At 66.0% G+C, this 12,248-nt stretch carries 10 protein-coding genes; 1 reads left to right on the top strand and 9 read right to left on the bottom strand.

The features are described from left to right. Nucleotides 1-39: 39 nt before the first annotated feature. From DFLDMN_RS22710 to DFLDMN_RS22675, 8 genes are all read right to left on the bottom strand, one after another. Complete coding sequence (locus tag DFLDMN_RS22710; protein WP_423200130.1) at nt 40-672, bottom strand: CDP-alcohol phosphatidyltransferase family protein; 633 nt, start codon at nt 670-672, stop codon at nt 40-42. 9 nt (nt 673-681) lie between these two features. After that, on the bottom strand, nt 682-972 hold the full coding sequence (locus tag DFLDMN_RS22705; RefSeq protein ID WP_423200129.1) for an antibiotic biosynthesis monooxygenase family protein: 291 nt from the start codon (nt 970-972) through the stop codon (nt 682-684). Nucleotides 973-1,083: 111 nt separating this feature from the next. Then, nucleotides 1,084-1,545 (bottom strand): DUF2127 domain-containing protein, encoded by a 462-nt coding sequence (locus tag DFLDMN_RS22700; RefSeq protein WP_423200128.1) that lies wholly within the window; start codon nt 1,543-1,545, stop codon nt 1,084-1,086. Between the two features lie 86 nt (nt 1,546-1,631). Then, complete coding sequence (locus tag DFLDMN_RS22695; RefSeq protein ID WP_423200127.1) at nt 1,632-2,018, bottom strand: hypothetical protein; 387 nt, start codon at nt 2,016-2,018, stop codon at nt 1,632-1,634. Between the two features lie 109 nt (nt 2,019-2,127). Beyond that, complete coding sequence (locus DFLDMN_RS22690) at nt 2,128-3,645, bottom strand: efflux transporter outer membrane subunit (protein ID WP_423200126.1); 1,518 nt, start codon at nt 3,643-3,645, stop codon at nt 2,128-2,130. 29 nt (nt 3,646-3,674) lie between these two features. Beyond that, on the bottom strand, nt 3,675-6,857 hold the full coding sequence (locus DFLDMN_RS22685; protein WP_423200125.1) for an efflux RND transporter permease subunit: 3,183 nt from the start codon (nt 6,855-6,857) through the stop codon (nt 3,675-3,677). Nucleotides 6,858-6,959: 102 nt separating this feature from the next. Further along, nucleotides 6,960-8,231 (bottom strand): efflux RND transporter periplasmic adaptor subunit, encoded by a 1,272-nt coding sequence (locus DFLDMN_RS22680; protein ID WP_423200124.1) that lies wholly within the window; start codon nt 8,229-8,231, stop codon nt 6,960-6,962. A gap of 187 nt (nt 8,232-8,418) precedes the next feature. After that, entirely contained in the window at nt 8,419-9,333 is a 915-nt protein-coding gene (locus DFLDMN_RS22675; RefSeq protein WP_423200123.1) for an alpha/beta hydrolase, read from the bottom strand. Nucleotides 9,334-9,794: 461 nt separating this feature from the next. On the opposite strand from DFLDMN_RS22675, the gene DFLDMN_RS22670 reads away from it, so the two are divergent. Continuing rightward, nucleotides 9,795-10,754 carry a LysR family transcriptional regulator gene (locus DFLDMN_RS22670; protein WP_423200122.1) on the top strand — a complete coding sequence of 320 codons (960 nt, stop codon included), beginning with the start codon at nt 9,795-9,797 and terminating at the stop codon, nt 10,752-10,754. Nucleotides 10,755-11,282: 528 nt separating this feature from the next. Here DFLDMN_RS22670 and DFLDMN_RS22665 read toward each other — a convergent pair. Beyond that, nucleotides 11,283-12,014, bottom strand: a complete 732-nt coding sequence (locus DFLDMN_RS22665) for a BON domain-containing protein (RefSeq protein ID WP_423200121.1) — start codon at nt 12,012-12,014, stop codon at nt 11,283-11,285. Nucleotides 12,015-12,248: the final 234 nt, after the last annotated feature.

Raw genomic sequence — 12,248 nt, 5'->3', positions numbered from 1 at the left:
GCCCGGTCCCATGCGGGGGGCCGGGGCGGGCGCGCCCGGTCAGAACTTCGGGATCCGCAGCGTCTTGCTGATCATCAGCGAGCCGGACAGGACGAACAGCAGCGCCAGCGGATGCAGCACCGCCGGGCCGAGCTGCCAGGCGCCGCCGTAGAGCGCGTCCCCGAGGCGCCCGTGCGCGGCGCACCATGCCAGCACGCCCGTCAGCACCACGCTGGTCGGAATCGGCGTGCCCTCGAAGTACCTGACCTTGGCACTGCCCGCCGACAGCGTTTCGGCGGTGACGTTGAAGCGCGCGAGGCGGCTGACCCCGCAGCAGACGAAGTAGATCAACGCCGCAAGGTCCCATCCCCCGCGCATGCCGGCGGCAAACGCCAGCGTGGCGGGGCCCACGCCAAACGAGATCACGTCGGACAGGGAGTCCAGTTCGCGGCCGAGCGCCGAATGCGCATGGCGCCAGCGCGCGATGCGGCCGTCGAGCACGTCAAAGACAAACGCCGCCGGTGCGAGCGCGGCGGCGATATAGAAATGGCGCAACGAAGGCTCGGCCACGAAGAACATGGCAAAGAACACCGAACCCATGCCGCATGCAGCGTTGGCCAGCGTGAAGAAGTCGGCCAGCTGCAAGTCACGCAACATCGAGAAATGTCGTGGTCTCTCCCGCGGCGTCGTCATTGTTCCTTGTTACAGCACCGTGTTGACATGATGCACTTGCGGCGGCGCGGCAAAGCTGTCGCCGACCAGCTTGCGCCAGGTCTGGAAATCGTCCGATTCGCGGAAGTGCACCATATGGTCTTCCACGGTTTCCCACGCCACTACCAGCGTGTACTGCTGCGGCTGCTCGATCGAGCGTTGCAGGTTCACGCCATGGCAGCCGCGGGCACGCTGGAACAGGGGCTTGGCCTGGGCCACGCCGGCCTCGAACTGCGCCTCCATGCCGGGCTTGACAGTGATCTGGGCAATTTCGTGAATCATGATGGTCTCGTAATGGAATGGTCGAACGCCATGCAAGCGGCGTGCCGTCTACCTTAGCAGATTTGTCTTCCCGCGGTGATGGCCGGGGCAAGGCGGTGGCGCAACGCCGCTTCAGCGACTTTTGTGCCGCGCGAGGCCCGCCACGAGGTAGATGACCACCAGCGCGTTGGCAATGGCCAGGCTGACGTGGAGCCACGTCGGGTGGCGCACCGCCTCATAAATTTCAACCGGGATGTAAATTCCGCCCGACCACACGCCGATCCAGTTGCCCCACGCGAGCCCGCGCCACAGCCCATAGGCTTCGGCAAACCGCATCAGCGCATACACCGCGGCCGAGCCGCCGATGGCCCACAGCCGGCCATCGGTCGGATGGGCGAGCAGCGACAGGAAGATGGTCGGATAGTGGCTGGCCGGGTTGATATGAAAGCGGCTGACGATGGCTTCGGCCAGTGCCTGGGCATCGCGATGCAGCAGCGCGACCAGGCCGATACCGGCCAGTATCACCAGCGCGCCTTTGGCCGCTTCGAACAGCGCGATGCTTTTGAGACCCAGTTGCGAAGAGCCGTGTGCCATGGTTGCCAGGGAGACAAAGTCGAACAAAGTCGACATTGTGCAACAGGGCACATGCATTGCCCAAGCCACTGGGGCAAGGCGCCCGCCTATCGCCGGCTCTCGCGCTCCACCATGGGCCCGTCCGCATCGATCTCGCCGCCCGATTCGAGCGCGCCGGTAACGGTGATGGGCCCATCCACATAAAGGTCGCCATGCACGACCATCGTGCCGTGGACGGTCAGCGGGCCCTTGAAGTCCCGCATCAGCGCGCCGCCCGGGGCGCGCGGATAGCCGGCACCCGTGGTGGCGAACCACGCGGCCGTGATCGGCCCCTTGGCGTGGACGTTGCCGTCGACGCTGAGGGTGCCGGTGACGGTCACCGGACCCTGCACGTGGGCAGAGCCCCCTACGGCAATCGAGCCGACGGTTTGCTGGGCAAAGGCAGCGGGGAGCGCAGCCACGCTCAGCGCGGCCAGGACGATGGCAAGCTTCATGTTCCTCCTTCGCGCCGCCGTGCAACCTGCGGTCCAAAAGAAAACTGGCGCGATGCTCCCAGTCTAGTGCCCTGGAAACATCGCGCCAGCGTGGCGAGGGGAGCGCGTATCAGTTCGCCCTGGTCTTCTGCATGCCGTCGGCAGCCGCGACCGATTCCTCCGCCGGCTGCACCGGACCCCAGCCACCGCCGAGGCTACGGACCAGTGACACCGTGGCCGCGGCGCGCAGCCCTGCCACCGTGTTGGCATCGCGCTGCGACTGCAGCACCGTGCGGTCGGCATCGATCACCGTCAGGTAATCGACCGCGCCCGCATCGTAACGGCTGCGCGAGATGCGCTGCGCACGCCGGGCACCCGCGATCGCGCTGTCGAGCGCCGTGCTCTGCTGGCTCAGCCAGCGCACGTCGGCCAGGCTGTCCTCGACCTCGCGGAACGCGGTCAGCACGGTCTGCCGATAGGTGGCTACCGACTCTTCATGCGCGGCGCGTGCGCCGGCCAGGTTGGCGCTGTTGCGGCCACCGTCGAATACCGTCTGCGCCAGCGTCGAGCCCACCAGCGGACCGATCGCCCACGCGCGCGACGAGTACTTGAACAGGTCGCCAAAGTTCGACGACTCGAAGCCGAAGAACGCCGACAGCGAGATGCGCGGGAAGAACGCCGCGCGTGCCACGCCGATGCGCGCATTGGCTGCCGCCATCTGGCGCTCGGCCTGCGCGATGTCGGGACGACGCTCGAGCAGCTCGGACGGCATGCCGGCCGGAATCGACAGCGGCGTCAGTTCCAGCGGTTTGGGCGCCATGGTGAAGGCCGCCGGCGGCAACCCGGTCAGCACCGCCAGCGCGTGCTCCTGGTTGGCACGGCGACGCTCGGTCGCGGCCAGGTCGGAGCGCGCGGTACCGAGTTCGGCCTCGGCCCGGGCCGGATCGAGGTCGGTGGTCTCGCCCGCCTCGTAGCGCTTGCGCAGCAGCGACAGCGCATCCTCGCGCAACTTGATGCTGGCATTGAGGATGTCGCGATCGCTGTCGAGCGTGCGCAGGTTGAAATACGCCTGCGCCACGTCCGCCTGCAAGGCCAGCTGTACCGAGCGGAACAGGTCCGCCGCGGCCTGGTCGTCGGCCCGCGCGGCATTGACACTGCTGGCGACGCGCCCGAACAGGTCGAGCTCGTAGCTGGCAATCGCGCGCGCCCGCACCAGCGTCTGCACCGGCGGCATGGTGCCGCCGAGGTACGACACCGACGCGCTCGAATACTGCGTGCGGGTCGGGTCCACGCCGAGGCTCAGCTGCGGATAGAGGTCCGCCTCGGTGGCGCCGGTAAAGGCGCGCGCCTGCTTGACGCGGGCCGCCGCGGCGGCGAGGTCCTGGTTGTTGGCGTTGGCGGCGTCCATCAGCTTGTCGAGCTGCGCGTCGCCAAACACCTTCCACCATTCGCCGCGCGCCTGGCCGTCGGCCGGCGTCGCGGTCTTCCACTGCACGCCTTCGGCCTGAGCCGCCTCGGCCTCCTTGAAGGCCGGCGTGGTGGCCGTCTCCGGCACCTTGTAGGTCGGCGCCAGCGAGCAGCCCGCCAGCACCAGCGCTGCGGCCAGGGTGGCCAGGCGTGGCAACGGGTTGTTCAGTTGGGCAATCATGATCGTCTTCCCGTATCGATTCTTATCCATCATTCCGCCGACGCAACCGCCTGCGACTCCAGACGCCTGGCTTCGCGGCGCTGACCACGCGTGGCCAGCAGGCGCAGTGCCACGTAGAACACCGGTGTCAGGAACAGGCCAAAGAACGTCACCCCGAGCATCCCGGCAAACACGGCCACACCCATGGCATGACGCATTTCCGCGCCGGCGCCGGTGGACACCACCAGCGGCACCACGCCCATGATGAACGCGAACGACGTCATCAGGATCGGGCGCAGGCGCAGATGGCTCGCTTCGATTGCCGCCTGCACGATGGTACGGCCCTGGTGCTCGAGCTCGCGGGCAAATTCCACGATCAGGATCGCGTTCTTCGCCGACAAGCCCACCAGCACGATGAAGCCGATCTGCGTGAAGATGTTGTTATCTCCATGCGTGAGCCACACGCCGGTCATGGCGGCCAGCAGGCTCATCGGCACGATCAGGATGATCGCCAGCGGCAGCGTCAGGCTCTCGTACTGGGCAGCAAGCACCAGGAACACGAGCAGCACGCACAGCGGGAAGATCAGCACCCCGGCGTTGCCGGCCAGGATGTCCTGGTACGTCAGGTCCGTCCATTCGAACGCGATCCCCTTCGGCAGCGTTTCCGCGGCAATCCGTTCCACCGCGGCCTGCGCCTGGCCCGACGAGAAACCGGGAGCCGGACCGCCGTTGATATCGGCGGCGGTAAAGGCGTTGTAGCGCACCACGCTGTCCGGACCGTAACCCTGCTTGACGCGCACCAGCGACGACAGCGGCACCATCTCGCCCGACGTATTGCGCACCTTCAGCTGCAGGATGTCGTCGGCATGCTGGCGGAACTGCGCATCGGCCTGGACCTTGACCTGATACGTGCGGCCGAACTTGTTGAAGTCGTTCGCATAGGTCGAGCCGAGGTACGTCTGCAGCGTGTCGAACACTTCCGTCACCGGCACGCCAAGCTGCTTGGCCTTCACGCGGTCGAGATCGACGTTCAGCTGCGGCACGTTGATCTGGTAGTTCGAGAACACACCGGCCAGTTCAGGCGTGGCGCGCGCCTTGGCCATGAAGGCGTTGGTGGCGTCGAACAGCGCGTCGTAGCCGAGCGCGGCGCGGTCCTCGATCATCATCTTGAAACCGCCGATGGTCCCGAGGCCCTGCACCGGCGGCGCCGGGAACACCGCGATAAAGGCGTCCTGGATCGCACCGTACTTCTGGTTGAGCGCGGCCGCGATGGCATCGCCCGACAGGTCCTTGCTCTTGCGCTCGTCAAACGGCTTGAGCGTGGCAAACACGATCCCCTGGCTCGGGCTGTTGACGAAGCCGTTGATCGACAGGCCCGGGAAGGCCACCGCCGACTCCACGCCCGGCTGCTTGAGCGTGATGTCCGACATGCGGCGGATCACGTCCTCGGTGCGGTCCAGCGTGGCGCCGTCAGGCAGCTTGGCAAAGCCCACCAGGTACTGCTTGTCCTGCGCCGGCACAAAGCCCTTCGGCACCATCTGGAAGATGCCGTAGGTCGCCACCAGCATCACCGCATAGACACCGAACACCGCCGACTTGCGCGAGATGATGCCCTTCACGCCGTTGCCGTAAGCCTCGCCACTGCGATGGAAGAAGCGGTTGAAGCGCTGGAAGAACTTGCCCAGCACGCGATCCATCGCGCGGGTCAGCCAATCCTTCGGCGCATCGTGGCCGCGCAGCAGCAGCGCGGACAGGGCCGGCGACAGCGTCAGCGAGTTGAACGCCGAGATGATCGTCGAGATCGAGATCGTCAGCGCGAACTGCTTGTAGAACTGGCCGGTCAGGCCGGTCATGAAGCCCAGCGGCACGAACACGGCAATCAGGGTCAGCGCGATGGCGATGATCGGGCCGCTCACTTCGCGCATGGCCTTGTAGGTGGCTTCCTTGGGCGGCAGGCCTTCCTCGATGTTGCGCTCGACGTTTTCCACCACCACGATCGCATCGTCCACCACGATACCGATGGCCAGCACCAGGCCGAACAGCGACAGCGCGTTGATCGAGAAGCCGAATGCGTGCATCAGGCCGAACGTACCGACGATCGACACCGGCACCGCCAGCAGCGGAATGATCGACGCGCGCCACGTCTGCAGGAACAGGATCACCACCAGCACCACCAGGGCGATGGCCTCGAACAGCGTATGGACCACGGCCTCGATACTGTGGCGCACGAACTGCGTCGGGTCATACACGATGCTGTAGTCCACGCCGTCGGGGAAGTTCTGCTTGAGCTCTTCCATGGTCTTGCGGACCTGGTTCGAGATCTCGATCGCATTGGAACCCGGCGACTGGAAGATCGGCAGCGCCACCGCGGACTTGTTGTCCAGCAGCGAACGCAGCGCGTATTCCGAGGCACCGAGTTCGATACGGGCGATATCGCGCAGATAGGTCACCGCGCCGTCGGGCGAGCTCTTGACGACGATGTCGCCAAACTCCTCGACGGTCTGCAGGCGGCCCTGGGCGTTGACCGACAGTTGCAGGTCGGTACCCGGCAGCGACGGCGACTGGCCGATCACACCGGCCGCCACCTGGATGTTCTGCTCGCGGATGGCGCGCACCACATCGGAGGCGGAAAGCTGGCGCTCGGCGATCTTCTCGGGGTTGAGCCATACGCGCATCGAGTAGTCACCCGAGCCGAACATCTGCACCTGGCCTACGCCCTGGATCCGGGCGAGGCGGTCCTTGACGTTGATCAGCGCGTAGTTGCGCAGGTACGTCATGTCGTAGCGATCGTTCGGCGACACCAGGTGGACCACCATGGTGAGGTCGGGCGAGCTCTTGACGGTGGTGATACCGAGACGGCGCACGTCCTCGGGCAGGCGCGGTTCCGCTTGCGAGACGCGGTTCTGCACCAGCACCTGGGCCTTGTCCGGATCGGTACCGAGCTTGAAGGTCACGGTCAGCGTGAGCGAACCGTCGCTGTTGGCCTGCGAGTTCATGTACAGCATGTCCTCGACGCCGTTGATCTGCTCTTCCAGCGGCGTGGCCACCGTCTCGGCGATCACCTTCGGGTTGGCGCCCGGGAACTGCGCGCGCACCACCACCGACGGCGGTACCACTTCCGGGTACTCCGAGATCGGTAACTTGAACATCGAGATGGCACCGATCAGGAAGATCAGCACCGACAACACGCCCGCAAAGATCGGGCGATCGATAAAGAATTTCGAGAGATTCATCTTGGTCTCGGCGAAAAGCGCTTCCCTGGCGGTCCGCCTGAGGCGGACGCCATGACTGCACGGGAAATATCTGGTCTACGTGGGCTCTGGCTGGAAAAGCGCTCAGCTCACCGGTTTTGCCGCGGGTTTCTCGTTGTCGCCGACAACCTGATCGGCAGGCTTGTCGCCCTGCTGGTCAGCCTGTTTGGTGGCCCCCTTGCGCGGCTCGAGTTCGCTGCGGAAGGCCATGTCCACCATCTTCGGTGCCACCGCGTCGCCCGGACGCACGCGCAGCAGGCCGTTCACGACGATGTTCTCGCCCGGCTTCAGGCCCTTGCGGATCACCCGCAGGCCGTCGAACGTCGAGCCCAGCTCCACTTCGCGGTACTGCGCCTTGTTGGCCTTGTCGACCACCAGCACGAACTTCTTGCCCTGGTCGGTACCGATCGCCCGGTCGTTGATCAGCACGGCCGGATGCGGCGTGCCGCCGCCCATCTTGATCTTGGCGTACAGACCCGGCAGCAGGCGGCCATCGGCGTTGTCGAACACCGCGCGCATGCGGATGGTGCCGCTACGCGTATCCAGCCGGTTGTCGACCCAGAACACCTTGCCCTCGTGCGGATTGCCGTCCTCGTTGGCCAGCCCCAGGAACACCGGCAGGTCCTTCCTGGCACCGCCCGCGCCCGGCGCGGTAAAGCGCAGGTAGCTCTGCTCGTCCACGTCGAAGCTCGCGTAGATCGGCGACACCGACACCACCGTGGTCAGCGCCGGCGAGGCCGCACCCGCGGCCACGAGATTGCCCACCGTGATCTCGGCCTTGGAGACGCGGCCCGCCACCGGCGAGACGATGCGCGTGTAGCTCAGGTTCAGGCGCGCCGACTCCAGCGCCGCCTGCGCGCCGCGCACGTCGGCGCTGGTCTCGCTGGCGGTGTTGATGCGCTCGTCGTATTCGCGCCTGGAGATGGCGTTGTCGTCCAGCAGGCGCTGGGCGCGGGCCTTCTCGGTCTGCGCATGCGAGGCACGGACCTGCGCCGCCGCGAGCGCCGCTTCCGCGCGCGCCACCTCGGCCGCGTACGGACGCGGGTCGATGGTGAACAGCGGGTCGCCCTTCTTCACCATGGCACCCTCACGGAAGTGCACGGTATCGATGGTGCCGGACACGCGCGGACGGATCTCCACCCGGTCGACGGCTTCCATGCGGCCGGAAAACTCATCCCATTCGGTAATGGTCTTGCCGACCACTGCCGCCACTTCCACGGCAGCCGCCGGCGGCGGCGCGGTGTTGGCCTGCGCTTCGCCCCCATGCCACGGACGCAGGACCGAGGTTGTCACGCCAATACCGAGAACCGCCACGATGGCAACGGCAATCAGCGTGCGTCGAGACTGGTGATTCATGTTTTCTTCACTCCGTGTTTCTGTCGGGTTTTCTTCAACTGAAAGCAAAAAAGGCCGAACGCTGCCCCGCCGGTCCGAGGGCCGGAAAAAATGGGCGACACCGTGGTATGCCCGGCCTGACGGCCGCGGCTATGCCGTTACGGCAACTACCAGCATGAAAGCCTGCTGGTGCGAAAATCCGGCTGCTCTATGCTCCGGACCGGCGTTCGGGCCGGGATGAGGCGTCGTCGACCTGCTCGAAACACGAGCGCAAGAATCGCGCGCCTTCGTTGACCCACGCCTGGCAACTATCGTGGGACTGTTCCACCCCGTCGCCGCAGGCGCCGGGCATGATCATGGTCTCGGCCGGTACACCGGCCTTGCGCAGGCGCTCGGCGAATGCTTCGCCCTCCGCCCGCAATGCATCCAGCTCGGCCACCTGGACCAGCGCCGGTGGCAGCCCGGCCAGCCGCGAGGCCATCGCCGGCGCGGCATACGGATGCACGGTGTCGGCTGGCCTGGGGAGGTAGTCCCGATAATTGCACGCGAGTCGCCTGAGCATTTCCATCGGCACACGGCCGGCACCGGCCGTGCACGATGCATGCTGGAGGCAGGGATCGGTCACCGGACGGATCAGCCATTGACCGGCCGGCTGCGGCAGGCCGCGGTCGCGCAGCATCTGGCCGAGCGCGATCGCGAGGTTGCCCCCCGCTTCCTCTCCCACCACGGCAAACCTCAGCTTGTCCACCTTCAGGCGGCGCGCGTGCTTGAGCACCCATGCCACCGTATTCACCGCATCCTCCGGCGCCGCCGGAAACGGATGGTCGGGCGCCAGCGAGTAGCCGGGCGTCACCACCACCGCCGGAATCGAATCGGAAAGATCCGACGCCAGTTCGCACGCCGCCTCGCTATCGCCCTGGACAAAGCCACCCGCATGCAGGTACACCAGCCATGGCAACAGTTCGCTGCTGGCCTGCGCGCCGCCCGGGGCATAGCCGGGCGGGTAGCTCACCCACACCGGGATGGTCCGGTCCTCGCTCACCACTTCATGCTGCGTCACGCGCGGCATCGCGCCTTTGGCCGGTTTGGCTTCGGACACGCGCTGGCTGGTCGTCTTAGGCATCTGGGGAGGGCGGCGCGCCGTACGCACGGGCGTCGATACTGTGTTGCGATGCAACGGATTATGGTGATTGAGCGGGATGGGATAAAGCGAGAGATTGCCAACGCACTGTTTCTGCGGTGGAATAATCGCTGGCCGGAAACCCTGCGCTTGGCAAGGACACGGAAAATGTGATTCACTCCCGTGCTTTCGGCGGTTATCGATTTGTCAGCAGGTGTGCGGGTGGCTTGGGGAAGCCCCCTGTGCACCGCCCCCGGCCGAGATTGGAACCGAAGGCTTCAAGCCGCCCATCCACGACCCTCCCCGCTCCGGCCGCCACTGGCGGACCGCCGGCAGCTCACCCAGCCGCGCACTTGACATGCCGCGGCGCGATCCCGCCAGACACCCACCCCTGCCCCCCCATCCGGGCCAGCGACAGGGACCCCTTCGGAACGTAGCTGCACCCTTCTTTCGGAAGCAAGACCATGGATCGTTTAGTTTCAATGCAGGCATTCACACGGGTGGTGGATGTCGGCAGCTTTGCCCGCGCAGCCGAATCGCTCGACCTGCCCAAGGCCACCCTGACCCGGCTGATCCAGAACCTGGAGACGCATCTCGGCGTCAAGCTGCTGCACCGGACCACGCGCCGTATCAGCGTGACCACCGATGGCGCGGCCTATTACGAGCGCTGCGTGCGGATTCTGGCCGACGTGGAAGAAGCCGAGCAATCCCTGACGCGCCAGAATAATTCGCCGCGCGGCACGCTGTGCGTGGACACGGTGGCCGGCCTCGCCCAGCAGGTGCTGATTCCCAATCTGCACGATTTTTTCGCGACTTATCCGGAGCTGAAGGTGGAGCTGACCATCAACGGCAAGCCGATCGATCTGCTCAAGGAAGGCGTCGACGTGGTGCTGCGCGTCGGCAATCACCTCGACGAGACGATGGTGGCGCGCCGCATCGGCCTGCTCAAGCTCGCGATGTACGCCTCGCCCATCTACCTGCGCCAGGCCGGGACGCCGACCAATCTGACCGAGCTCGCCCAGCACAAGGCGGTAAATTACCTGTCCAACCGCACCGGGCGCGAATTGCCGTGGCCGCTCACGCGCGGCGACCAGCACAGCGAGATCCTGCTGCCGTCGGCGATCTCGACCAACGATGCCGAGGTGTACCTGGGGTGCACGCTGGAGGGTCACGGCATCGCCCGCATCTCGCGCGCGATGGCCGAGCCTTACGTCAATAGCGGCAGGCTGGTGGAGGTGATGCCCGACTGGCAGACCGAGGAATTGCCGATTTCCGCGATGTATCCGCAGAACCGCCACCTGTCGGCGAAGGTGCGGGTGTTCGTTAACTGGGCCGCGGATCTGTTCTCACGCCATCCGCATTTCGGCGCCTCGCAACAGCCGTCGGCGCGCGACGCCATTCGCGCGCTGGCGGCGGCGGGCTGAAGGTCGGGCGGCGCGGTCAGCCCCGGCGCGGGAGCGTCGGATGGCGGCACGCCGTCGCGCTCGCGCCGGTGGTCCGCGCTATGGTCCGCGCTATGGTCCGCGCTATGGTCGGCACCGTGTTCCGCGCCATGGTCCGCGCCGTGGTCAGTACGATGGCCGGTGCTGTGGTCCGTATCGTCGCCCTCGTCGCCCTCGCCGCCCTCGCCGCCCTCGCCGCAACGCGGTGCCGACGATTTCTCATGCGAGCACTTCGGGCAGCAAACGTCGATGTCGTTGGTCACGCTGACCACCGACACGGGTATGAGAAACAAGTAGGGGGATAGCTTCGAGGAGAGCCTGAGCGATATCTTGAGGGATAGCTTGAACAGGTTGGCAGCGAGTGTGAGGAGAGTTTTCATTTAATAGTAGTAAGAACGATCTAAGCCATTCCCGATGGAATTGGCAGATCTCATTCTTCTCGCTCACCCCCCGCCTGTGAATCAGAAAACTCTGAATGTCATTTCTTTGACACGAGGCGGTCGTGCCGGCTCAACTCCGTAGCGCGATACGGTTGACCACGTCCTCCACGCCGTACACGTACCACGCATCGCGCTCGATCTGCCGGCGCGTGCCATCGCTCGCCACATAGCCGTCGAGCGTGACCACACGATTCTCCGTGCGCACGCCGACCTGGCTGGCATCGACAAACGGATCGGTCTCGAGCACGAGCCGCAGTGCTTCGGTGATTTCGTCGTCGCGATCGGTTTCCGCGGGCGCCACCACCAGTTCGTTGATCACGCAGCGGCAGCCGCGCGACCACCACGCGAGCACGCCCGCCAGGCGCATATGCGAGAGGCTGATCACCTGGCCCCTGAGCGTGACCACGCCGTCGCTGGCCATGACTTCGATCCAGCCGCTGCGTTCGCCCACGGCCTCGCGCATCGGCTCGGTGCGACCTTTCACCTGTGCGCAGATCCTGCAATTGCGGAAATCGATCGTGGCAAGCAGCCGTTCGCACACCGCGTCGCGCAATTCGCCATCACCGACCGGCATGCCACCGTCGGCAATGCGCAGATGGTCGATCACGGCCGTCACGCCGTCCACCTTGCGCAGTTGTGCCGCAGCCCGCGTCTTGTCGACGATATCGGCGACTTCGCCCTCCAGGATGAGCGCGCCGTCGGAGAGGCGCAGATGTATGGTCGGTTGAAGATGGTGCCCCTGATACGGTACATGGGCGAGCGCCGCGCGCGCCTGGGTCAACACCGCTTCGTGACTCTGCATGATGCCCTCCAGCTGGACCTCTCCCACGCGCATGGGCCGCGGGAGCGAAAGAACTGATCCATTATAGGAACGCGATCCGCGCGCTCTCGCGCCGTCGTTTCAAACGTTCGACCGGGGCCGGGCCCCGCATAGCGCGACCGCTACCGTGACGAGCGAATCCGGCACCACGTGCCTCCGTCATCATGGCTCCCTACCGGCGCCCCCTGTGCCCGCCCGCATTGAAGCGCGCGCCGG

The sequence above is a fragment of the Cupriavidus sp. H19C3 genome, from assembly GCF_049393815.1.
Classification (GTDB): domain Bacteria; phylum Pseudomonadota; class Gammaproteobacteria; order Burkholderiales; family Burkholderiaceae; genus Cupriavidus.
Note: the sequence above shows the minus strand (reverse complement) of the source record. Positions and strands in the feature narration are given on the sequence as shown.